Source organism: Sphingopyxis panaciterrae (genome assembly GCF_011762125.1).
GTDB classification, from domain to species: domain Bacteria; phylum Pseudomonadota; class Alphaproteobacteria; order Sphingomonadales; family Sphingomonadaceae; genus Sphingopyxis; species Sphingopyxis panaciterrae.
Map to the genome: position 1 here is coordinate 218,903 of NZ_JAASQN010000002.1, position 23,101 is coordinate 242,003.

A 23,101-nucleotide genomic window follows, 5' to 3' on the forward strand; every position below is an offset into this window, starting at 1 on the left:
GGGCTTGACCCGGGATCCCGCTTTTCTTGGGGAGCACCGGCAGTTTCGGCATCAAGCGGGACCCCGGATCAAGTCCGGGGTGACAAAAAGGGATAACGGCGGCTCCCTGCCGATAGCCGTCACCCGAAACCACCCTTCCCCGCCGCCGCTAAATCCGTGCCACCTCGCTCCGGTTACGCCCCGCTTCCTTCGCCCGGTACAGCGCCCCGTCGCATGCCGCGAGCAGGTCGCGCGGCTTCGTGTCGGCGAGTTCGGACGCGACGACGCAGCCGCAGCTGACCGTCAGGCGCGGCGCAACGGGCGACGCGGGATGCGCGATTGCCAGCTTCGCCAGTTCGTCTTCGATCGTCTGCAGGATCGTTTCCGGATCGCCGATACCGGGCAGCAGCAGCACGAATTCCTCGCCGCCATAGCGCGCGGCCAGATCATAGGGCCGCCGCGCAATGCCTTGCAATATTTGGGCAAGCGCGATCAGCGCCTCGTCGCCCGCAACATGGCCGTGCCGGTCGTTATAAAGCTTGAAATGATCGACGTCGATCATCGCCAGCGTCACCGGCTCGCCGGTTCGCGTGGCGTGCAGGCAGGCCTTGGCAAGTTCGGCGTCGAGCCGCCGCCGGTTTGCCAGCCCGGTCAGCGGGTCTTCCTGCGTCTGCTGGTGCAGCTTTTCCCCGGCAAGATGCGCTTCGGTGATGTCGACGACGAAACCGACTGCGCGCCGAGGACGGCCATCAGCGTCCTCGACGACATGGCCCGCCGAACGCAGCCAGCGCAGCGCACCATCGGGGCGGACGATGCGAAAGATCATCTCATAGTCCCGCTCTTCGGCGACAAGTCGCGTCGCCGTCTGCCGGACTTCGGTGACGCGCTCGACGTCGCCCGGATGCACGAAGGCGCGAAAGGACGCAATGTCCCGCACCGGCTGCGCGGGATCGCGGCCCATGATCCGGTACCATTGCTCGTCGCACGTCAACCGGTCGCCGACCAGATCATAATCCCAGATGCCGAGGCCGCCGACGCGGATCGCCATCTCCATCCGCTCGTGCGCTTCCTTGAGTTCGGCCGTGCGCGCCGCATCGCGCTCGCTCATGTCGCGCGCCAGGCCAAAGAACAGCTTCTGTCCGTCGATGAACTGACAGGTCAGGCTGATCTCGACCGGAAAGGCCGATCCGTCCTTGCGAACCGCCGTCTCCTGAAAATGCATCGCCAGTCCCACCGGCGCATCGCGCCATCGCGCCGCATTGGCCGCGGCGTCGGCACCGCGCGAGATGTCGTTGATCGACATGCGCAACAGCTCGTCGCGCGTGTAGCCAAGATCGGCGCAGGATCGGGCGTTGACGTCGAGGAAGCGGCCGGCCGCGTCATGGACGAAGAATCCGTCGGGCACCGTTTCCAGCAGGATGCGAAAGGCGTTCTCGTTGATCGTCGGCACGGCTATCCACTCCCGGTCGCGAACGCCTTCATTTGCAGCTTTTTTCCCGGCGAGCCAGCACGCAAATCGGCTTTACGCGGCATTTGGCATATCGGCTCAATCGCCCGCGAAATCGAAGGCGCTCACCCCGCGCTCGCCCTCCCGGAACCGCAGCGGACGCGCGAGCGGCGGCATCGACCGCTGGATGCAGCCCGTCCGCGTGCAACGGCGGCAACCAAGGCCGATCGGGGTCGCGGGCGACCGCATCAAATCGATCCCGCGCGCGGCAATCAGCGGCGCGGCGACCTTGGCGTCGACGCCGACGCAAACGGCAAAGCGCGCAGGGGTGCCGCTGCCCGTCGCGCCGGGGGCTGCGACCGATCGCGATTGCGTGAACCAACGCGTCCCGTCCTCCAGCTCGACCAGGTCGGCAACGACCTCGCCCGGCCGCGCGAATGCCTCATGCACACCCCACAGGGGGCAACGCGCATCGCCGTCGACCAACGGCGACTGGCTGGCCCCGGCATAACGCTTGCTCCCCTGCCCCGCGCGGTCGATGCGCAGCATGAAGAAGGGCAGCCCGCGCGCGCCGACGCGCTGCAAGGTGGTCAACCGGTGCGCGACCTGTTCATATCCGGCGCCGAAGCGGCGCTGGAGCAGCAGCAGATCATAGCCCGTCGCATCGCACGCGCGCAGGAAACGGCTGTATGGCATCATCAGCGCGGCGGCGAAATATTGGATCAAGTGGCGCTCGAACATCCGCGCCGCAGCATTTTCGGCGAATTCGGCGCCCGCGACAAGCGCGTCGATCTCCGCCTTCGCCTCGATCTGCGCCAGCGTCGCCGCGGCCTGGAAGGTACGCGACGCCGGACGCAGCAGTTCGTTCAGCATCAGTTGCCGCGCGTGCCAGTCGAGCCAGCGCAGCCGGTCGGGCATCACGTCGCTCGGCAAGATGCGGATGCCCAGCTGGTGCCGCGTACGCAAACGCTCCGAAATCGTGCCATAAAGATCGCCGCCCGCGAGGCGCAGTTCGTCGGCGAGCTCCTCGGCCCGGGCGTCGAGATCGGCGAAATGGTTACGCCATTTTTCGATCGCGCGGCGCACGGCGGCAACTTCGGGCGCTTCATCGACACCTTCGGTGCGCGCTTCGGGCGCCGCGTCGAACAACCGCGCGAACGCCGCGGCGGTCGCGGACGCGGTCTGCAACCATTCCTCTGCCTCTTGCGCGCCGATACCCAGGTCGGCGAAACGCGGGTCGGCCAGCCTCCGCCTGAGACCGGCCAGGCCGCCCGGCACCTCTTCGCCGCCGAGTTTCGCCGCGTCGAAATCAAAACGTTCCGCGAGCCTTACGATCACCGTGGCAGACAGCGGCCGCTGCCCATGCTCGATCAGATTGAGGTAGCTTGGCGAAATCTCCAGCGTCTCGGCCATCGCCGCCTGCGTCATCCCGGCCTCCCGACGCGCCCGCCGAACCGCAGCCCCTGCGAACACCCGCCGCTCCGCCATATCTGTAACTTTCTTTACTAATTTACACGTCTTTTTACACCATACCGCCAAATTTCACAATTATTATTGACAAAGCTTTTCACTTTGCGCGGCACTTTCGTCAACTTCCACCCATCAGCTTCGAACAAGGACATGATGATGGGCTATCAGGAAGACATGGCACAGGCAGGCCGCCTCATCCGCGATTATGACGGCACGTGGGACGGCATCAGCGGCGAAAGCATCGCCCGCATGCGCGCCCAGAACAAGTTCAAGACCGGCCTCGACGTCGCCCGCTACACCGCGCGCATCATGCGCGCCGACATGGCCGCCTATGACGCTGATCCCGCGAACTACACCCAGTCGCTGGGCTGCTGGCACGGCTTCATCGCGCAGCAGAAGATGATCTCGATCAAGAAGCATTTCGGCACCGTCAAGGGCCGCTACATCTACCTCTCGGGCTGGATGATCGCCGCGCTGCGCAGCGAATTCGGTCCGCTGCCCGACCAGTCGATGCACGAAAAAACCAGCGTTCCGGCGCTGATCGAGGAAATCTACACCTTCCTCCGCCAGGCCGACGCCCGCGAACTCGGCATGCTGTTCCGCGACCTCGACGCGGCGCGCGCCGAAGGCGACGAACTCAAGGCCAAGCAGGTCCAGGCCGCGATCGACAATCATGAAACGCACGTCGTGCCGATCATCGCCGACATCGACGCCGGCTTCGGCAATGCCGAGGCGACCTATCTGCTCGCCAAGAAGATGATCGAGGCGGGCGCCTGTGCGCTGCAGATCGAGAACCAGGTCTCGGACGAAAAGCAGTGCGGCCATCAGGACGGCAAGGTCACCGTGCCGCACGAGGATTTCATCGCGAAAATCCGCGCCTGCCGCTACGCCTTCATGGAGCTCGGCGTCGAGGACGGCATCGTCGTGACCCGCACCGACAGCCTCGGCGCGGGCCTGACCAAGCAGATCGCCTTCTCGAAGGAAGCCGGCGACCTCGGCGACCAGTATAACAGCTTCCTCGACTGCGAAGAGGTCGAAGGCGCGGGCAACCCCGGCGACGTCCTCATCAACCGCGACGGCAAGCTGGTGCGCCCGAAGCGCCTGCCCTCGAACCTCTATCAGTTCCGTTCGGGAACCGGCGAAGACCGCTGCGTCATGGACTGTATCGCGTCTTTGCAGAACGGCGCGGACCTGCTGTGGATCGAGACAGAAAAGCCGCACATCGAACAGATCGCCGGCATGGTCGACCGCATCCGCGAAGTCGTTCCCAATGCGAAGCTCGCCTATAACAATTCACCGAGCTTCAACTGGACGCTGAACTTCCGTCAGCAAGTGTTCGACGCGTGGGAGAAGGACGGCAAGGACGTCAGCGCCTACGATCGCGCCAAGCTGATGAGTGCCGATTATGACGGCACGCCGCTCGGCGACGAAGCCGACGACCGCATCCGCACCTTCCAGCGTGATTCAGCCAAGCGCGCGGGCATCTTCCACCACCTGATCACGCTGCCGACCTATCACACCGCAGCGCTGTCGACCGACAATCTCGCGAAGGAATATTTCGGCGAAGAAGGCATGCTCGGCTATGTCGCCGGCGTCCAGCGCAAGGAAATCCGCCAGGGCATCGCTTGCGTGAAGCACCAGAATATGTCGGGCAGCGACATCGGCGACGACCATAAGGAATATTTTGCCGGCGAAGCGGCGCTCAAGGCCGCGGGCAAGGACAATACGATGAACCAGTTTGCGGCCTAAAGGCCGCGGCGGGAACCAGTTTGCGGCCTGAAGGCCGCGGCGGGAATCAGTTCGCCGCCTGATCACGAGTTTGGCGCGGGAGCCCGTTGCACCTCCCGCGTCATCCCTCTTGGCGCGGGGTTTGCGACCCAGCCCCGCGCCTCCCGAGCTTTCCTGGGGAGGAAAGCCTGTCCGTCGGAAGCCTCCGGGCTTCCGGCGGACATTTTTATTGAGCCGGCGAAAAGCAAAAGCTGCGCATATGACAACGTTTTCCCTTGCCCAAAAGGCCGCGCCTGTGCATTATGCTGCAACGCACAAAATCCTCCCCAAGGTATTTCTCATGAGCGATAATCGGCTGAAGGTGATGGAAGCCATTGCCCGCCGTCGCCGCATCACGGCGCAGTATAACGGGACGCGCATGACGCTCGCCCCGCACCAGCTGTTCGAGCGCCATGGCGCCCTGTTCATCAGCGCATTGAATCTCGACAAGAATTGGCGTTCGGACGAAGAACGCCGGCTCGGTCATTTCAAGCTCGACGGGCTGAGCGAACCCGAACTGGCCGAAGAATTCGAACCGCTGCCCTCGTTCGAGGCGGCGCCGCCGCGCGACGACGATGTCCTGCTGATGGCGGTGTAAGGGGCGGACTCGCCGCCCGCCCCTTTCCCTAAAGCGCCGGAGGCTCGTCCGCCTTCGTCTTGACCAGCGACCAGATCACGCCGCCCGTGATCAATGCCACCGTCACGCCAAGGCTGACCAGCGGCGGGAATTTGTCACCGCCCAGGACAAAGTCGGCCACGAAGATCTTCGATCCGATGAACACCAGCACCAGCGCGAGCGCATATTTCAGATAGTGGAAACGGTGCACCATCGCCGCGAGCGCAAAATAGAGCGCGCGCAGGCCGAGGATCGCCATGATGTTCGACGTATAGACGATGAACGTATCGGTGGTGATTGCAAAGATCGCCGGCACGCTGTCGACCGCGAACACCAGGTCGGCGAGGTTGATCACGACGAGCGCGAGGAACAGCGGGGTCGCCGCGAGCACCAGCTTGCCGGTCTTCGTATCGGGGGCGCGAACGAAAAATTTCTCGCCATGCAATTCATTGGTGATCGGAATGTGCCGCGACAGCCATTTGACGACCGGATTACCCGCGACGTCCATCGGCTTCTCGCCCGCGAACAGCATCTTGATCCCGGTGAACACAAGGAACGCCGCGAACACATAGAGCAGCCAGCCATATTCGGTGACCAGCGCCGCCCCGCCCGCGATCATGATCCCGCGCAGCACGATCACCGCGACGATGCCCCAGAGCAACGCGCGATACTGGTAGCGCGCCGGGATCGCGAAGGTCGCGAAGATCAGCGAGATGACGAAGATATTGTCGATCGACAGCGCCTTCTCGATGAAGAAGCCGGTGAAATATTGCAGGCCGGCCTCGCCGCCCTTCGCGGCCCAGATCCAGCCGCCGAACGCCAGCGCGATGCCGATATAGAGGGTGGAGAGCTTCAGGCTCTCCTTGATGCCCATCTCCTTGTTCTCCTTGTTCAATATGCCAAGGTCGAAGGCGGTGAGCAGGGTGACGAGCCCGATGAAGGCAAGCCAGAACCAGGCCGGTGTGCCCAGCCAGTCGGCGAAAAGAAATTCCATGACAGCTTTCCTGGAACGCGCCGCGGCACGCCGCCCCGCGGGACGGCGTGCCGGACGCCTGTTCTATCTGATTAGAATGCGAGCGCTGTACGGCGCGGCGCGGGACGAATCGACAGGGCTGCGAGCCGTTTCTTGACCGCGAGCTTCAGCGTCTTGAGCCGCAGCAGGCGAAACGGGTCGGCACCGCGCCGACGCGCCTCATGGCGCTCGGCATCGTCGAGTTGGCGATGCAGCACGGTCAATCGATAAAGATTGGGATGATATGTCATAAAGGGCCTCCTGATTGATGATCAAGCAGGTGACGCCGATGCAAGGACCCCGGTTCAGGGGGGAGGAGGGCCGCAGAGCATCGGTGTCACCCGATGCGGTCCGACATCACGTGGCGGGACACATCCCGCCGACGCCAGAGGGGCCCGGCCCGCATATCCATAATGTAGGAAGCCGATCCGCCGCTTGCAAGTCCCCTTCGCGCGCGGCACCTTCGCGGTGCGCCAGCCAAAGGGGAAAATATCCTATGTCCGTGCTCATCGACCGCGACGGTCCGGTGACGATCGTCACCATCGACCGCCCCGAAAAGCGCAACGCGGTCGATCCCGCGACGGCGGCGGCGCTGCGCGACGCCTTCACCGCCTTCGCCGCGGATCCCGATGCGCGGGTCGCGATCCTGACCGGGAGCGGCGGCCATTTCTGCGCCGGTTTCGATCTGGGGGCGGTCGGGACGACGCGCTACGCTCCCGATGGCCCGGGCCCGATGGGGCCGACGCGGATGCTGGTCGAAAAGCCGGTGATTGCCGCGGTCGAGGGGCATGCGGTAGCGGGCGGGCTGGAACTCGCCCTGTGGTGCGACCTGCGCGTCGTGGCGGCAAGCGCGGTTTTCGGCGTCTATTGCCGCCGCTGGGGCGTGCCGTTGATCGACGGCGGCACCGTCCGCCTGCCGCGCATCGTCGGGCAGGGCCGCGCGCTCGACATGATCCTGACCGGCCGCCCGGTTGCCGCCGACGAAGCACAGCGCATCGGGCTGGCCGACCGGGTGGTTGCCGATCGAACCGCCCTCCCCGCCGCGATCACCCTCGCGCAGCAGATCGCCGCCTTTCCGCAAACATGCATGAACAGCGACCGGTTGAGCGCCTATCGCCAATGGGACTTCGACCTGGAAGCCGCACTCGCCTATGAAGCGCATGCCGGCGTGGCGCCGCTGCGCGACGGCGCGGTGGCCGGGGCGCGGAAATTCACCGAGGGCGCCGGACGCGGCGGGAATTTTGCCATAGGGAAAGAATGACGATGAAAATCTGGTTTGCCGCGGCGCTCGCCGCCCTGCCCCTGCCGGCCGTCGCCGCGGCGCCCGACATTCCCGCCGCCATCTATACCGATCCGGCCGCCGACAAGGCGCACCCCGCCGCAATGGAGGTCGTCCATATCCCGAGCGGCGATGTCGCAATCAACGGCGTCGTCTATGTCCCAGCTGGCGCCGGACCGCATCCGACCGTCGTCCTGTGCCACGGCCTGCCCGGCAACGAAAAGAGCGTCGATCTCGCGCAAGCGATGCGGCGCGCCGGCTGGACGGTGATCACCTTCAACTATCGCGGGTCGTGGGGCAGCCCGGGCGACTATCGTTTTGCCCGGAATCTCGAGGACGCCGACGCGGTGCTCGCCTTCGCGCGCGATCCCGCCAACGCGGCGAAGCTGCGCATCGATCCGAAGCGCCTGGTCATCATGGGCCACAGCATGGGCGGCTGGGTGACCGCGCTGACCGCGGCGCATGACAAGGCGCTGCTTGGCGCGGCGATGATCTCGGCTGGCAATATGGGCTGGCTCGGCAAGCTGCCGCGCGAGCAGGCGATCAAGATGCTCGGCAACAACGGAACCGAGGCACTTGCCGGGACGACGCCCGAAATCATGGCCGACGAACTCATCGCCGGGAAGGACCGCTTCGATTTCGTGAAGGCCGCGCCGGAACTCGCGGCGACCAACCTCTTCATCCTGACGTCCGACGACGGTCTCGCGCCGATGAGCGACGCGCTGGCCAAGGCGATCAAGGCCGATGGCGGCGCGCGGTTGACGACCGCGCATGTCGCGACCGATCACAGCTGGTCGGACGCGCGCATTCGCCTGCAGACCGAGATATTGACCTGGCTGGCGACGCTCAAATCGGCCGGGTAAGCTACCTGCACGTTCAGCGGCAATGGCGGCTTTGGGGTGGTGAGCGGACGTTTCCACATCGACTAAACCGTCGCCCCCGCGAAGGCGGGGGCCGCTGGCAACCTTGCGCCAGGCCGACGGCGGCCCCCGCCTTCGCGGGGGCGACGGCTATAATTTATAGCCGCTTGCAGACATTCCTGCCGGATCCGCAACCGATCCAATCGCCAGCAAATTAAACCACCGGCAGCGCGATCACCGCATCGAGCCCGCCGCCATCCCGGTTGGCAAGCGTCAGCGTGCCCCCTTCCCCCTCGGCGATATCGCGCGCAATCGATAGGCCTAGTCCGGCCCCTCCGGTCGCGCGGTTGCGCGATTGCTCGCCGCGCGCGAACGGTTCGACGAGCGTCCTGATCTGCTCATCGGTCAGCCCCGGCCCGTCGTCCGACACGATGATCCGTGCCATGCCGTCCACCACGGCAATCGACAACCGCGCCCGCACGCCATAAGCCAGCGCATTGTCGACAAGGTTGCGCAGCGCGCGCCGCAGCAGCATCGGCCGCGCCATGACCGCGGCGTCCGCAATCTCGGCAAGGCCGGCATCCTTGCCCTGTTCGCCATAGTCGGCGGCCAGTTCACGGGCCAGCCCCGCCGCATCGATACGCTCCTGAATCTCGGTTCCCGCCCCCGACCGCGCAAGCGCCAATATGTCGGCGAGCATCGCGGTCATTTCCTCGATCGATGCAATCATCTTGTCGCGCAGCCGGTCGTCATCGACCTGCTCGACGCGCACGCGCAGGCTGGCGAGCGGGGTGCGCAGGTCGTGCCCTACCGCTCCGAGCATCCGGTCCTTGTCCGACAGCATCGTCGCGATCCGGGCGCGATAGGCGTTGAAGGCGCCGATCAGCTCGCGCACGTCGGACGGCCCCTCTTCCGCAAGCGGCGTCGCGTCGCGAAGCGCCGGATTGGAGCGCGCGGCGCGCGTCAGTTCGCGCAGCGGCCGCGCCGCGCGCCACCCGATCAGCACGATCGGAACGAGCAGCAGCAGGTACAGCGTCAGCGTCTGCCATATGAGAAAACCCTGCAGGCGATTGCCGCCGGCCTGGATACGGCTGCGGACCGCGAAATAGCGCTCGCCTACCTTGGCCGAAACAACGACCGTGCGACTGGGATAATCGGGTCGTTTCACACCCGGCCGCTGCGGCAGCACCCAGGCATCGACCGCCTCGGCCTTCAGATCGGCCTCATCCAGCAGGCCCGCGACATAGGCGGCCAGTTCGGGCATCCGCTTCGCGCCGGGCAGGACCGGCGGCGGCCGATCCGAAATCACCAGTTTCTGGACGCGTTCGCGGCGCGGCCGCTCTTCGTCATCGCGCCCCCGTAAGACGTCACCGCGCCGGTCGCGTTCGATCGCATCGATGATCCGCCCGGCCGCCATGCCGCCGCCATGCGCCAGCACCTGCTGCCGCTGCCCGCGTGCGAGCAATGTGAAGTTGATCGCCTGCGCGACGAACAGCATCAGCGCGACGGCGACGAAAAGCTGGCCGATCAGGCTGCGCGGCCACAGGCGAAAGCTCATGCCGCAGGCCCCATGCGCTTGACCTCGCACGCGAGCGTATAGCCGCCGCCCCACACGGTCTTGACGAGTTGCGGGTGCGCGGGGTTTTCCTCGATCTTCTTGCGCAGGCGGCTGATCAGATTGTCGATCGCGCGGTCGAAGATATCGGCCTCGCGCCCGCGCACGAGATCGAGCAGCCGGTCGCGGCTCATCACTTGCCGCGGGTGACGCACCAACGCGTGGAGCAGATGATATTCACCCGACGACAGCGCGACCTCCTGTCCCTCGCTGTCCACCAGCACGCGTTCGACCTCGCGCAGCACCCACGGCCCGAAAGCAAAGCTTGTCCCGCCCGGATCGAGCGCGCGGCCGCCCTGCTGCGTCCGGCGCAACACGGTGCGGATGCGCGCAACCAGTTCGCGCGGGTTGAACGGTTTGACGACATAATCGTCAGCGCCGATCTCCAGCCCGATGATCCGTTCAGTATCCTCGGCGCGCGCGGTCAACAGGATCACCGGAATGCTGCTCGTCTCGCGCAGGTGGCGGGTCAGCGAAAGCCCGTCCTCGCCCGGCATCATGATATCGCTGACGACCAGGTCGACCGACTGCGCGCGCAAGACCGAGCGCGCCTCGGCGGCGCTCGCGGCGTCGGTCACGGCAAAGCCCTGCGCTTCCAGATATTCGGAAAGCGGCTCGCGGATCGACGGTTCGTCGTCGATCAGCAGAATGCGCGGCGTGTCGCTGTCGGTCATCGTTTATCCGTCACATGATAGTTCGCCCACCGGTCCGACGGACCGGTGGGCGATAGCTGGCAGGGACCGGCAGCAAAGGCAATGCCGGGAGGGGGATGGCCTGTCGGTTCACCGCCGGCCCCTGCCAAATGGCTTATTCGCCGGCGGGAGGCGTCGCCGCCGCGCCGCGCTTGGCACGCCATTCGGCCGATTTCGCCTTCCACGCTTCGCGCTGCGCCTGGCGTTCCTCGGCGGTCACCTGACCATCCTTGTTGGCGTCGAGGCGGTCGAAACGCGCCAGCGCCGCGGTCTCGAACTCGGCCTGCGTGATCGCCTTGTCGCCATTGGCGTCGGCCTTCATCCAGCCGCCGCGCATGCCGTGGCCGCCGCGCTTGCCATGATGGCCGCGCATGCCGTCACGCTTGCCGTCGCCGGCTTCGCCAGCGGCAACGCGCTTTTCCTTGCGGTCGGCGCGCTTGGCGGCGCGATCGGCACCATGCTGGTCCCATTCGGCCTTGCTGACACTGCCATCCTTGTTGGCGTCGAGCGCGACAAAGCGCTTCGCCTGCATTTCGGCATGGCGCGCCGCGCGGTCGGTCGCGTCGATCTTGCCATCCTTGTTGGCGTCCATGCGGGCGAATTTCTGCGTCGCATGCGCCTGCGCCTCGGCGCGCGTCAGCACACCATTGGCATCGGCGTCACCCATCTTGCCACCCGGGGCGGCGAATGCGGGCGCAGCGACCAGCGCGGCACCCAGCGTCAAAATTGCGATTTTCTTCACGTAACGAACTCCTTGTCATGGGACCTCAAGGGGGAGATGCGGTCCCGATGACGCCCTTCTAGGCACCATTTGTCCCAAGCCGTTGCCGGATGAACGGAAAATTGTCGCAAAATGTCGCAAGATGGCAGCGCTGTTCATCCCGGCGCAAGCGCCCGGCACAGGGGAATGCCATATCCGCCAAAACGAGTAAGCCCCGTCGCATTTCTGCGGCGGGGCTCCCTGGGTCCGTCCGAAGACAGGACCGAAATCTACCCGGTCTTTCGATCAAGTAGACAGATGAAACGCGGCGGCTCCCGGATGGTTCCGGGAGCTCTGCAATCTTCAGCTGATTTTTTTCGCCGCCGCCGACCCGAGGATCAGGAACAGGACGACCAGCGCCAAGCCGACGAAGAACAGGATCTTGGCAATCCCGGCCGCCGCACCGGCTACGCCGCCAAAACCGAGGACCGCGGCAAGCAACGCGATCACGGCGAAGATCAAAGCCCATTTGAACATGTCGATTCTCCTTCACTGCGCGGAAGCGAGATGCGCGGAGCCGGCATCCGAAGCGGCGCGATTGCGCCGTTCCGGAAGGACATGCGGCCGGCAGCCGCTTCTCATTTCCCTATTTACTGAGTGCGATAGGTAAACGATGACCGGTGAGGAAAGTTCCTGCGAGCGCGAAATCGCGCTCGGCATCCGCGGCCCGTTCATGCATGAGGAGGCGGACGAAACAAACGGAGTGGATATGCGCGCGACATCTGTGCTTTCTGTGCTTGGCGTGATGCTGTCAGCAGCGAGCCTGACCCTGGCCTTTTCAGTGACCGCCACCGCTCAAGAGGCTGTGAAGCAAAAAGCCGGCCAGCCGGGCAGCACGGCGTGGCTGAACCGTCAGGCCGCGGCGCTCGCTGAACGCAATGCAGGAAGCGGCTGGCACATGACGCCCAGCGGCCTGCGCTGGCGCCGCGTTGCCGGCGACGGCAGCGGCGCCCGCCCCGGCCCGGCCGACATGGTCACTGTACATTATGTCGGCACCTTCACCGATGGCGAACCATTCGACAGCTCGGTAGCACGCGGCGAGCCCGCGACATTTCCGCTGGGCGGCGTGATCAAGGGTTGGCAGGAAGGCGTCGCGCTGATGGGCGTCGGCGACAAGGTCGAATTCGCCATTCCCTATCAGCTCGCTTATGGCGCCGGCGGCAAGGGACCGATCCCCGGCGGCGCAACGCTTCTGTTCACCGTCGAACTGCTCGCGATCGAGCCGGCTGTCTAGCGGGCACGGCCCTGCGCTCATGATTTGAAATGGAATAATACCCCATTTCGATCAAACCGGGCTCCCGAGCATAGCCCCGCGCGTTTTGATGGGCGCGCCCATCTTGATGGGCGGCCTGCAAATTGGCGGCAATTTCGGTCGCTGGCAAGGATCGGCCAAGAGCTGCGAGGACAGATGCCCCTTGAAGCCAATGTCTTTTTTTGGCTGGGCAGCCGGCGCGCGGCCTTGTCCGGTATGCAAATCCTTCGCGTCCATGCTGGTTGAACCGCGCGGCCGACAATCGAGACCAAGCTGCTATACCATTCCCGACACCGCGGTCACAGCCGCAGAAAGCCTCCCGGCACGTTGGGCTGGGCGGCTCGCATCCGCACGCAGCTTATGTGGCAGAACCCAACGCGATGGCCCGACGCCAGTCATTCCAGTTCAGAACAATATATGTCGAATTAAGAAGTGTCCGGCCTAGCGGCATTATGGGATATATTATACGATAATCTCATAAGGAGGGGAACATGGGGCGGACTTCCATTTTCATGACGGCGGTATCCGGGCTGATGCTGCTCGCGGCGCCGCAGGCGCATGCCGAGCCGGAGGCGCCCGCATATACTGCGTCGCCGATCACCTATCCCCCGACCCGGCGCGACGCCGTTGTCGAGGATCATTTCGGACAGAAGGTCGCGGACCCCTATCGCTGGCTCGAGAACGACGTCCGCACGGACAAGATGGTGGAAGCATGGATCGAAGCCGAGAACAAGGTCACCAATGCCTACCTTGAAACGCTGCCCGGCCGCGACGTGTTCGCGAAACGGCTGAAAGAGCTGTTCGACTTCGAAAGCTTCACCGTGCCGGTAAAAAAGGGTGGCCGCTATTTCTACCGGCGCAATTCGGGCCTTCAGAATCAGGCGGTGCTGTACGTCCGCGATAGCCTGAACGGCCCGGAGCGCGTGCTGATCGACCCCAACACATGGTCGAAGGACGGCGCTGATGCGCTGGCCGAACTTTCGGTATCGAGCGACGGCAAGCGCATCGCCTATGCCGTACAGGAAGGCGGCGGCGACAAACGCACCTTCCGCATACTCGACGTCGCCAGCGGGAAGACGCTGGCCGATGAGGTCAAATGGGCACGCTTCACCACGATCGAGTGGATGAAGGACGGATCGGGCTTCTTCTATTCGCGCTTTCCCGAGACGAAGGGGTTTCAGAGCGTCGCGCATAACCACAGCGTCTATTTCCACCGGGTCGGCACGCCGCAGTCGCAGGACCGGCTGATCCATGCCACCCCGGATGAACCCAAGACCGCACATTATGGAGGCATCACCGACGACGGGCGTTATCTGACGATTGTGTCCGACAATGGCTCGATTCAGCCGAAGCTGAGCGTGGTCGACCTGCAGAGCAAGGACTGGGCGGTCCGCCACATCGCCGGCGACTATCGCAGCAGCTGGTTCTATATCGGCAATGTCGACACCAAATTCTATATCGTGACCAGCGCGGGTGCGGAGCGATTCAAGCTGGTGTCGATGGATATCGCCGCAGCCAATCCGGTCGCGACCGACGTCGTGCCCGAACAGGCCGCCACGCTGAAATCCGGCAGGCTGGTAGGCGACACGCTGTTGCTGAGCTATCTGGTCGACGTAAAGTCCGAAGTTCGCCGTTTTGCGCTCGACGGCAAGCCGGCCGGCACCGTACCGCTGCCCGGCATGGGGGTCGCGGGCGAGATCAGCGGAAACCAGGGCGACCCGGAGAGCTTTTTCGAGTTCAGCAGCTTCAACCGGCCAAAGACCATCTACCGTTATGACGCGGCAACCAACAAGATAAGCGCCTGGGCAACCCCCAAGGTCGATGCCGATCTGGACAATATCCTCGTCGAGCAGCGTTTCTACCAGTCCAGGGATGGCACGCGCGTGCCGATGTTCGTGGTGCGGCGCAAGGATGTGACCGGGCCGGCGCCGACGATCCTGTATGGCTATGGCGGCTACTCGCTGGTCTTTCCGCCCGAATTCTCTCCCGAGAAGCTCGCCTGGGTCGAACAAGGCGGCATCTATGCGGTCGCACATATCCGCGGCGGCGGCGAATATGGTGAAGCGTGGCACGACGCCGGCCGCCTCACGAAGAAGCAGAATGTATTCGACGACTTCATCGCTGCCGGCGAATATCTGAAGGCACAGAAGATCACGCCGCCCAAGGGACTGGCGATCCAGGGCGAATCCAATGGCGGCATGCTGATCGGCGCGGTCGTCAATCAGCGACCCGATCTGTTCGAAGCGGCGCTGCCGATGGTGGGGGTGCAGGACATGCTGCGCTTCCACAAATTCACCAACGGCATCTTCTGGACGACCGAATATGGCTCGCCCGATGTCGAGGCCGATTTCCGGAACCTGTATCGCTATTCGCCTTATCACAACATCCGCTCGGGCGTGACTTATCCGGCAATCCTGGCAGTGACGGCCGATACCGACGACCGCGTCATTCCAGGCCACAGCTTCAAATATGTCGCCGCGTTGCAAGCCGCCGACATCGGCCCCAAACCGCACCTTGTCCGCATCGAGAGCCGTGCCGGCCATGGCCGCGGCAAGCCGGTCGACAAGATCGTCGCGGAGACGGCCGACATGTGGGCATTTGCAGCGAAATGGACGGGATTGCAGGTCGGACCGGCCAAATGATCGAATGCAGCCCGCAAGCAGACCAGGGGAAACGAGAATGAGAAAACTACGGATCGCCGCGCTGCTGCTCGCCGCCGCGCTGACCTCTACGCCAGCTCTGGCGCAGGACGGCAACATGGCGCCGGAGGCACGGCCAATTTATGATCGCGATCAATGGCTGCCGAAGTCGGTGCCGACGTCGGACGAGGTTCTGCGCATCCCGGTGCCGGCCGGTTATAACGCACCGACGGGATCGTTCGTGCTGGTCGGCGGGCGACTTTTCGACGGCACCGGCAAACCGGCGCGGCCCGCTACCATCGTGGTCCAGGGGAAGACGATCACCGCGATCATCAACCCCGGTGACAAGAACTGGCCTGCGGACGCGGTGGTCTATGATGTCGCCGGCAAGACGGTGATGCCCGGGCTGATCGACCTGCACACCCATTTGACGTTCATGAGCGAAGACGATCTGGCGAGCGTCTACACGACCAGCAACATGAGCGGCGCGGAATCGGTCATGCACGGCGTGCGGCGGATGGGTATCTTTCTCCAGGCCGGCATCACCACCATGCGCGACGTCGGGTCCCATGGCGACGCGCCGTTCGTATTGAAGCGGCTGCAGGCGCAGGGCGAAATTCCCGGCCCACGCATTTTTGCCGCCGGCCAGCTCATCACGCAAACCGGCGGCCACGGCGCGATCCACGCTATCGGACCCGGCTATCCCGAGATTAATAACAGCAACCTCAATTCGATGGTTCGGGTCGCCTCGGGTCCCGATCAGTGGCGCGAAGCGGTGCGCGTGCAATTCGCCAAGGGCGCCGACCTGATCAAACTCGCCAGCGAATACAGCCAGGAAGAGATCACGGCAGCCGTCGACGAGGCGCACTCGTTGGGTCTTCCCGTCACGGTCGACAGCGAAACCCAGTATATCGACATGGCGATCAAGGCCGGCATTGACTCCATCGAGCATCCGCTGCCGCGTAGCGACGCTGCCATTGCGTTGATGGCAAAACGCGGGATCGCATCGGTACCGACGTTCGTGCCCTATCGTCTCGTCATGCGAAACTCGGGCGGCTATTTCGGTTCGACCTCGCGCCGGTTCGAACTGAACGAAGACAGCATTCTGGAGATGGGCCGGAAATTGCGCCGCGCGGGCGTCAAGATGGGGATCGGCCTAGACCTGATCTCGGACTGGCCCGAGCATCTGCCGGGCGCCTACATCAACGAGCTGGAGAGCTTTGAGAAGATCGGCTTCACCAAGGCCGAGGCGCTCGTGGCAGCGACCAGAACCAGTGCCGAAATCATCAAAATGGGCGACCGGCTCGGCACGATCGAAGTCGGCAAGCTGGCCGATATCATTGTCGTAGACGGCAATCCGGATGAGGATTTTTCCGCGATGCGAAAGGTCAAGACTGCATTCGTAAACGGCCGATTGATGCTGCAGGACGGTCGGCTTTATAAACCCGCGCACGAGGAGGTGCCGCTGCCGGCGCCGAAGTAAAAATCAGCCTGTCTCGCGGTGAGCGGCTCGTACGACGAACCGCTCACCGCGAGAGAAGTGTCGCTCGGCACGCACGCCAAACGTGCATGAGCGACCGCCCTCCGCTGCAGGCGAATTATCGTGAACAGCCGGGATGAAGCCTAACGCAGCCAATTCCCGATTAGCGAGGGGCTCTGACCGCTACTTTTAGCGCGTTATAACATTGCCGTTCCCCGCGACCGTCGGGATGACGCATTGTTCATTCCTTGTCGACTTCCTCGTGCTTGCGCTCGCGAACGGGCTTGAGCATGCCGGGCGCGAAGAAGCCGATCGGATCGACGCTCATCGCCGCCTGCTTGATCTCGCCCTGGATCTTTTCATAATCCTTCTCCATCGCTTCGGTCACCGAAGCGCGAGTGTCTTTCAGCGCCGCTTCGAAATCCTCCATCGTTACCGTATCGCTGGCCAGCGAGCGCTTCAGCGCGGCAAGGCCGGCGCGGCGGGTCAGATCCTCGAGGTCGGCACCGGTGAACCGCTCCGACCGTTCGGCGAGCGCCGCCAGATCGACATCGTCCGCCAGCGGCATCTTGCCCGTCTGGATTTCGAGGATGCGGCGGCGGCCTTCCTTGTCGGGGACCGAGACATAGATCAGCTCGTCAAGTCGCCCCGGACGCAGCAGTGCCGGGTCGATCAGGTTCGGGCGGTTGGTCGCGCCGATGACGACGACCGACTGCATCTCCTCGATCCCGTCCATCTCGGCGAGGATCGTGTTGACGACACGTTCGGTCACCTGCGGTTCGCCCGACGTCCCGCTGCCGCGTGCGGGGACGAGGCTGTCGAGTTCATCGATGAACACGATCGTCGGCGCCACCGCGCGGGCGCGAGCGAACAGCCGCGCGATCTGCTGCTCGCTCTCGCCATACCATTTCGACAGCAGGTCGGACGATTTGATCGAGATAAAATTGGCGTCGGATTCGCGCGCCGCCGCCTTCGCCAACAAGGTCTTGCCGGTTCCGGGCGGGCCATAGAGCAGAAAGCCCTTCGCCGGCCGGATGCCGAGGCGGCGAAACGCCTCGGGATTCTTGAGCGGCAGTTCGATCCCTTCGATCAGCTTGTCGCGCGCCGCATCGAGTCCGCCGATGTCGCTCCAGCGGGTTTTGGGCGCCTGCACCATCACCTCGCGCATCGCCGACGGCTGCACGCGTTTCAGCGCATTGTTGAAGTCCTCGCGCGTCACGCGCAATTCCTCGAGCACCTCGGGCGGGATCGTGCCTTCCTCGAGGTTGAGCTTGGGCATGATCCGCCGCACCGCCTCGATCGCCGCCTCGCGCGTCAGCGCCGCCATGTCGGCGCCGACGAACCCGAAGGTCGTCCGCGCCAGTTCGGCCAGGTCGACATTTTCGGCCAACGGCATGCCGCGGGTGTGGATGCCCAATATCTCGCGGCGTCCGCTCTCGTCGGGCACCCCGATCACGATTTCGCGGTCGAAACGGCCGGGGCGCCGCAGCGCCTCATCGATCGCATCGGGACGGTTGGTCGCGGCGATGACCACCAGATTGGTGCGTGGCTCGAGCCCGTCCATCAGCGTCAGCAGTTGCGCGACGAGGCGCTTTTCGGCTTCGCCCTGTACCTGGCCACGTTTGGGCGCGATCGAATCGATCTCATCGATGAACAGGATCGACGGTGCGGCCTTGGCCGCCTGTTCGAACACGTCGCGAAGCCGCTTTTCGGACTCGCCATAGGCGCTGCCCATGATTTCCGGCCCATTGATCAGGAAGAATTGCGCGTCGCTTTCATTGGCGACGGCGCGCGCCAGACGCGTCTTGCCCGTTCCCGGCGGCCCGTGCAGCAGCACCCCGCGCGGCGGATCCACGCCCAGGCGCTGGAACAGCTCGGGATAGCGGAGCGGCAGTTCGACCATTTCGCGCAGTTGGTCGATCGTCTCGCCCAGCCCGCCCAGATCGTCATAGGTAACGTCGGTGCGCCGCGAATCCTGCGGCTCCTGAAACTCGGGGAGGAGTTCGACCTCGGTATTCTCGTCGATGAAGACGACACCCTTGGGGTTCGCCGACACGACGAGCAGGCGCACTTCGGCGAGCGCATAAGCGGGCGCGTTGAGCATCTGGCGCAGCTGCGGCGGCATGTCGCCGGCCGAAACGCGCTGCTGCCCCGCGGTTGCGACCGTATCGCCGGCGAGGAGCGGCCGGCCGAAAAAGCTGCGCTTCAGCGCATTGGCGGAGCCCTGGAGGCGAAGATTTTCCTGTGCGGGAGCGAACACCACGCGCGTCGCCGGGCGCGTCTCGACGCGGTTCAGCATCACCATGTCGCCCGCGCCGGCACCGGCATTGGCGCGCTGCAGGCCATCAAGACGCACGACTTCCAGCCCTTCGTCCTCGGCATAGGGCGCCATGACGCGCGATACGGTCTGGCGCTTGCCGCTGATCTGGATGACATCGCCCTCGGTCACGCCGAGTTCGGACATCGCGGCGCGCGAAATCCGCGCGATCCCGCCGCCGCTTTCCTCGGCGCGCGCATTGGCAACCTGAAGCTTGACTTGCTTTTCTTTCACCGATGCATCGGCCAAGATGTGTCTCCCTCAAAAAGGTCAGAACGGCGAAGATAGGATGGTCGTTCCCGATTTACGACCCCCCGGCTTCTCCGGACCGGTCGATGCTATTATATCGCACTGCACAATAATTCTGGCGTGACGTGCCGGGCCATGGCATCAATACAGCCGAAACGAACATGGCACGCCTTCCTCCCCTCAGCAGCATGGAAGCCTTTCTGGAGGTTGCCCGCCATGGCACGGTGAAAGCGGCCGCGATCGAACTTGGCCTGTCGATGCCGGCGCTGTCGCGGCGAATCCAGACGCTCGAACATGCCGTCGGCCGTCCGCTCTTCAACCGCCATCATTACGGGCTCAGCCTGACCGAGGCGGGGCGCGAGCTGCAGGACCAGCTGTCACCGATTCTCGACGAATTGCGCGGTGCGATCAGCCGCGCGGGCAGCCCCGGCGCATCGCTTCGCCTCCACCTTAACGTCCTGCCGCTGTTCGCGCAGCAACGGCTGTTTCCGCGCCTTCCCGAATTGCGGCGCGAACATCCCGAACTGCACATCGACATCGAAACCATGTCGCACGCCGAGGCACGCCTTGGCGAAGGGATCGACGCCGCGATCGCGCTGTCGCGCGCAATCGACCCGGCGCTCTATGCGGCGCGGCTCGATCAGGACAAGGTCTTCCCGATCGCCGCGCGTGCGCTGAGCGACGGCAATCGCCCGATCACCGTTCCCGAACAGCTTCAGCGGACGACGATCCTGCTCCACCGCGAAATGCCCGAGACGTTCAGCGAATGGAAGCAGGCGATCGGCATGCCTTATCTGGAACCGGCGGGAATCGATTTCTTCGATTCGGGGCCGCTGATGCTCGAAGCCGCGGCGCAGGGCATCGGCGTCGCCTTCATGCACGGCCATCATTTCGACGACGCGCAGGACCCGCGCCTGATCCGCTTGTTCGATTTCGACGTCGACAGCCCGTATAGCTACTGGTTCGTCTGCCGACCCCGCGCGCTGCGCCAGCCCGCGGTCAAGCTGTTCCACGACTGGCTGCTCGCGGCGAAAATCTGAAGTGCGGGCCGGGTTAAGCGGCGTTGACGCGCTTCTGCATATCAAGCTGGAAAATGGTGCTGCTGGACAGGATTGAACTGTCGACCTCGTCATTACCAATGACGCGCTCTACCACTGAGCTACAGCAGCAACCGGTTCGCCCGCAAAGCGATGTTGCCGGGCAGGCGCGGCCTATGGCTGGGCGCCCTTCGCCTGTCAAGGTGCGAGGCTTGACGACACGCCGATTTCGGAGGCATGGACGGCGCCGTGAGCAAAACGCCCTCCCCCGCCGACCTCGAACGCGAGCGCCGCTTGGCCGAAGCGCTCCGCGCCAACCTGCGCAAACGCAAGGCGCAGGCGCGCGAAACCGGTATCGAAAACCCGCCTAAAGACTGACGGTCACCGTCACCTCGTCGCCCTCAGCCAACCCTTCGGCCTTGCGCACCGCGGCCTTGACGGGGAGCAGCCAGCCGCCGCTTTCGCGGTGCGGAAAGACCGACGTCTTCCACCGCGTATCGCCGATCACCGCCTCGACCCGCGCCGAACCGAAGCCCTTGCGCCCGTCGAGCCATTGGCCGCCGATCGCCGCCAGCCGGATGCCGTCGGCCACCTCGCCCGATATCGTCACGAAAAACCATGCCGCCGGCGCCGTCGCGGGCTGCCAGCGCCAGAGCGGGGTGATGACCGTGAATTCCTCCACTGGCGCTACTTCGCCGCGACCGCGCGAACGGGAACCGGGATGTTGCAGATATCGGCACCGCCAGCAGGCCTGATGAAAAACGGATCGCGCCGGTTCGCGCGCGCATCGGCATATTTCGCAAAGCTCTCGCTGTCGGTCGACAGATATTCGAACTTTGGCTGCCCGGCTGCGGGCAGTTCGGTCGCGAGGCGGATCGAGGTGATCGGTACACGTTCGGCCTCGTCCTTATAGAAACCCAGCGCCTCCGACCCGCGCGGCAGGCTCGACAGATGCTCGATCCCGCTGACGACGCGCCCGACCAGCGCAATATTGCGGTCGAGATGGCGCGGCGCATGCCCGATGACGGCATAAAGTTCGGCGCCGCTGCCGGTATCGGGCGACATGTTGCGGCCGACCCCGACCATGCCATAGCAATGCACGGGCCAGCGCCGCGCCGAATCGGGCGTGCCTTCGGCGGCGACCGGCCACCCCGCCTCGAAAGACGTATAGCGCTGGATATCGCTGTGCGGGATCAACAGATTGCTGAACCGCTGCCAGCGGGGGGCGTCGCCGCGCATGACATAATCATTTTCGGAAACCACCGCCAATCCCGCGGGCAGCGGCTTCTTCTCGGTCGGATCGCCCCATTGCGCGACATAATTGTCCTGCACGCGGGTAACGCTCGTTCCGTCCCACCAATGGGCGGCGGCGAGCTTGCGGATATTGGCGATCCATCCCTGGCTGAACGGCGGCGGCATCAACTGGATGACGACGCGGCGCGGCTCGCCCGCGGCGCCGGGCGCCAGATCCATCACCAGCAGATCCGACGGCGCGATCGGAACCCAGTCCCGCGCCGGTGCCGCGGCCGCAATCTCTCCCGGCGACGGAATTTCCGCTGGCTCCCCGGCATGAGCGGGCAGGACGAACGAAGCGGCGGCGGCAGCCGTCAGGAGCATCTGTCTCATGCCGTCTGTCTGCCACGGCCATGCGACTTGCGAAACCCCGGCCAAGCGATTAGGGCGCCCCTTCCAGAGCATGCGGAGCGGTGGCCGAGTGGTCGAAGGCGCTCGCCTGGAAAGTGAGTATAGGTCAAAAGCCTATCGTGGGTTCGAATCCCACCCGCTCCGCCATCAACACCCGACATGTTTCTTATCGAAATCTCAGCCCTGCTCGCGCCCTCCGAACAGGGATGCGGCCCGGTCTGCCGCCAGATCGACCTCGCCGAGATGGAGATAGCCGGGGTTGAAGGCCGCGAGCGCCGCGAGTTCGGCGAAATCGGGGATATAGAGGCGCAGGTTGCGAAGCTCGACCGCGCATCGCCGCCGCAATTCCTGCACCGTCCGGTTCACATGAACCTGCGTCAGCCCCGTCGCCTCGGCGAGCTGCCACTGGGTCAGCAGGAAATCGCATTCGCCGCCGCCCGACGCGGGCATCCCGCGCTGGCGGGCGAACAGCTCGCACATCAGCTGCGCGACCCGCTCGATCGCATTGCGCTGGCCGATGTTGATCGTCCATTCGCGCTGAATCGCCGCGGTGACGATCTCGCTCCAGCACAATGCCTGCGCCAGGTTCGGGCATTGGTCGAGCAGCGCCACCGCCTCCTGCCGCCCGATCTCCGCGACGGCGAGCCGCCGGACTGCCGACAGCGAATGATCGGCGCGGGCGACGGTAAACAGGTCGAGGTCGCACGATTGCCCGGGCAGGACGAGCGCGAGTATCTGGCGCCGGCCATCGGGCAATTGCTTGTATTTCTGCGCCCAGCCCGACAGGACGACACGCAGCGCCGCCGGACGTTCGCCTTCGCGCACAAGGTCGGCACCCTTCAGATAATCGCGCGCATTCCGGGCGAGGCTCGCCTCCCAGGTCATTCGTTCGCGCGGGGTCAATAATCGATTCAAAATCTGGCTGAACGTCACTCTGGAAACCCCCGCTATGAGGGCCTGATGTGCGGTGCGAAGACGTCCGACAT

21 protein-coding genes and 2 tRNA genes are annotated in these 23,101 nt (G+C 64.7%); 10 read left to right on the top strand and 13 right to left on the bottom strand.

Annotated features, from left to right (window positions below):
• Nucleotides 1–148: 148 nt before the first annotated feature.
• Nucleotides 149–1,429, bottom strand: coding sequence for a diguanylate cyclase domain-containing protein (locus tag FHR22_RS08735; protein ID WP_166941196.1), 1,281 nt, complete (start codon nucleotides 1,427–1,429; stop codon nucleotides 149–151).
• A gap of 96 nt (nucleotides 1,430–1,525) precedes the next feature.
• The gene (locus FHR22_RS08740; RefSeq protein ID WP_166941198.1) at nucleotides 1,526–2,914 is read right to left on the bottom strand and encodes a helix-turn-helix domain-containing protein; all 1,389 of its coding nucleotides are present in this window, start codon (nucleotides 2,912–2,914) and stop codon (nucleotides 1,526–1,528) included.
• Nucleotides 2,915–3,052: 138 nt separating this feature from the next.
• Between FHR22_RS08740 and FHR22_RS08745 the strand changes: the two genes are divergently transcribed.
• Entirely contained in the window at nucleotides 3,053–4,645 is a 1,593-nt protein-coding gene (locus FHR22_RS08745; RefSeq protein ID WP_166942562.1) for an isocitrate lyase, read from the top strand.
• A gap of 319 nt (nucleotides 4,646–4,964) precedes the next feature.
• A complete protein-coding gene (locus tag FHR22_RS08750; protein ID WP_166941200.1) occupies nucleotides 4,965–5,261 on the top strand; it encodes a WYL domain-containing protein in 297 nt (98 codons plus the stop codon).
• A gap of 28 nt (nucleotides 5,262–5,289) precedes the next feature.
• Here the strand turns inward: FHR22_RS08750 and FHR22_RS08755 are convergent, their stop codons facing one another.
• On the bottom strand, nucleotides 5,290–6,273 hold the full coding sequence (locus FHR22_RS08755) for a TerC family protein (RefSeq protein WP_166941202.1): 984 nt from the start codon (nucleotides 6,271–6,273) through the stop codon (nucleotides 5,290–5,292).
• A gap of 71 nt (nucleotides 6,274–6,344) precedes the next feature.
• Nucleotides 6,345–6,542, bottom strand: a complete 198-nt coding sequence (locus FHR22_RS08760; protein ID WP_166941204.1) for a hypothetical protein — start codon at nucleotides 6,540–6,542, stop codon at nucleotides 6,345–6,347.
• Between the two features lie 245 nt (nucleotides 6,543–6,787).
• On the opposite strand from FHR22_RS08760, the gene FHR22_RS08765 reads away from it, so the two are divergent.
• Both FHR22_RS08765 and FHR22_RS08770 read left to right on the top strand, forming a co-directional pair.
• Nucleotides 6,788–7,552 carry a crotonase/enoyl-CoA hydratase family protein gene (locus tag FHR22_RS08765; RefSeq protein ID WP_166941206.1) on the top strand — a complete coding sequence of 255 codons (765 nt, stop codon included), beginning with the start codon at nucleotides 6,788–6,790 and terminating at the stop codon, nucleotides 7,550–7,552.
• 2 nt (nucleotides 7,553–7,554) lie between these two features.
• Nucleotides 7,555–8,433 (top strand): alpha/beta hydrolase family protein, encoded by an 879-nt coding sequence (locus FHR22_RS08770; RefSeq protein ID WP_166941208.1) that lies wholly within the window; start codon nucleotides 7,555–7,557, stop codon nucleotides 8,431–8,433.
• Nucleotides 8,434–8,644: 211 nt separating this feature from the next.
• Here FHR22_RS08770 and FHR22_RS08775 read toward each other — a convergent pair whose 3' ends face one another.
• The 4 genes from FHR22_RS08775 to FHR22_RS08790 all read right to left on the bottom strand — a co-directional run bounded on the left by FHR22_RS08775 (nucleotide 8,645) and on the right by FHR22_RS08790 (nucleotide 11,974).
• Nucleotides 8,645–9,988 carry a sensor histidine kinase gene (locus FHR22_RS08775; protein ID WP_166941210.1) on the bottom strand — a complete coding sequence of 448 codons (1,344 nt, stop codon included), beginning with the start codon at nucleotides 9,986–9,988 and terminating at the stop codon, nucleotides 8,645–8,647.
• Nucleotides 9,985–10,719, bottom strand: a complete 735-nt coding sequence (locus tag FHR22_RS08780; protein WP_166941212.1) for a response regulator — start codon at nucleotides 10,717–10,719, stop codon at nucleotides 9,985–9,987. Before FHR22_RS08780 ends, FHR22_RS08775 begins: the two co-directional genes overlap by 4 nt.
• Nucleotides 10,720–10,852: 133 nt before the next feature.
• Nucleotides 10,853–11,479 (bottom strand): CREC-EF hand family protein, encoded by a 627-nt coding sequence (locus FHR22_RS08785; RefSeq protein ID WP_341786586.1) that lies wholly within the window; start codon nucleotides 11,477–11,479, stop codon nucleotides 10,853–10,855.
• Nucleotides 11,480–11,800: 321 nt separating this feature from the next.
• A complete protein-coding gene (locus FHR22_RS08790; protein WP_166941215.1) occupies nucleotides 11,801–11,974 on the bottom strand; it encodes a DUF1328 domain-containing protein in 174 nt (57 codons plus the stop codon).
• 232 nt (nucleotides 11,975–12,206) lie between these two features.
• Between FHR22_RS08790 and FHR22_RS08795 the strand changes: the two genes are divergently transcribed.
• The 3 genes from FHR22_RS08795 (at nucleotide 12,207) to FHR22_RS08805 (ending at nucleotide 16,871) form a co-directional block, all read left to right on the top strand.
• Nucleotides 12,207–12,731, top strand: coding sequence for an FKBP-type peptidyl-prolyl cis-trans isomerase (locus FHR22_RS08795; protein ID WP_166941217.1), 525 nt, complete (start codon nucleotides 12,207–12,209; stop codon nucleotides 12,729–12,731).
• 509 nt (nucleotides 12,732–13,240) lie between these two features.
• A complete protein-coding gene (locus FHR22_RS08800; protein ID WP_166941219.1) occupies nucleotides 13,241–15,391 on the top strand; it encodes a prolyl oligopeptidase family serine peptidase in 2,151 nt (716 codons plus the stop codon).
• A gap of 37 nt (nucleotides 15,392–15,428) precedes the next feature.
• The gene (locus tag FHR22_RS08805; RefSeq protein WP_166941221.1) at nucleotides 15,429–16,871 is read left to right on the top strand and encodes an amidohydrolase family protein; all 1,443 of its coding nucleotides are present in this window, start codon (nucleotides 15,429–15,431) and stop codon (nucleotides 16,869–16,871) included.
• A gap of 238 nt (nucleotides 16,872–17,109) precedes the next feature.
• Here the strand turns inward: FHR22_RS08805 and FHR22_RS08810 are convergent, their stop codons facing one another.
• A complete protein-coding gene (locus tag FHR22_RS08810; RefSeq protein ID WP_166941223.1) occupies nucleotides 17,110–19,434 on the bottom strand; it encodes a CDC48 family AAA ATPase in 2,325 nt (774 codons plus the stop codon).
• A 161-nt stretch (nucleotides 19,435–19,595) separates the two neighbouring features.
• Here FHR22_RS08810 and FHR22_RS08815 point away from each other — a divergent pair, with 161 nt between their 5' ends.
• A complete protein-coding gene (locus tag FHR22_RS08815) occupies nucleotides 19,596–20,474 on the top strand; it encodes a LysR substrate-binding domain-containing protein (RefSeq protein WP_166941225.1) in 879 nt (292 codons plus the stop codon).
• Between the two features lie 54 nt (nucleotides 20,475–20,528).
• Here FHR22_RS08815 and FHR22_RS08820 read toward each other — a convergent pair.
• Nucleotides 20,529–20,603: transfer RNA gene (locus FHR22_RS08820), tRNA-Thr, on the bottom strand.
• A 117-nt stretch (nucleotides 20,604–20,720) separates the two neighbouring features.
• On the opposite strand from FHR22_RS08820, the gene FHR22_RS22525 reads away from it, so the two are divergent.
• On the top strand, nucleotides 20,721–20,849 hold the full coding sequence (locus FHR22_RS22525) for a hypothetical protein (protein WP_279588426.1): 129 nt from the start codon (nucleotides 20,721–20,723) through the stop codon (nucleotides 20,847–20,849).
• Here FHR22_RS22525 and FHR22_RS08825 read toward each other — a convergent pair.
• On the bottom strand, nucleotides 20,839–21,153 hold the full coding sequence (locus FHR22_RS08825) for a DUF1905 domain-containing protein (RefSeq protein WP_166941227.1): 315 nt from the start codon (nucleotides 21,151–21,153) through the stop codon (nucleotides 20,839–20,841). The genes FHR22_RS22525 and FHR22_RS08825 overlap by 11 nt on opposite strands.
• A gap of 5 nt (nucleotides 21,154–21,158) precedes the next feature.
• Nucleotides 21,159–22,097 carry a peptidylprolyl isomerase gene (locus tag FHR22_RS08830; protein WP_166941229.1) on the bottom strand — a complete coding sequence of 313 codons (939 nt, stop codon included), beginning with the start codon at nucleotides 22,095–22,097 and terminating at the stop codon, nucleotides 21,159–21,161.
• Between the two features lie 74 nt (nucleotides 22,098–22,171).
• On the opposite strand from FHR22_RS08830, the gene FHR22_RS08835 reads away from it, so the two are divergent.
• Nucleotides 22,172–22,262 (top strand) — tRNA-Ser (locus FHR22_RS08835).
• A gap of 30 nt (nucleotides 22,263–22,292) precedes the next feature.
• Here FHR22_RS08835 and FHR22_RS08840 read toward each other — a convergent pair.
• The gene (locus FHR22_RS08840; RefSeq protein WP_166941231.1) at nucleotides 22,293–23,000 is read right to left on the bottom strand and encodes a Crp/Fnr family transcriptional regulator; all 708 of its coding nucleotides are present in this window, start codon (nucleotides 22,998–23,000) and stop codon (nucleotides 22,293–22,295) included.
• Between the last annotated feature and the right edge of the window lie 101 nt (nucleotides 23,001–23,101).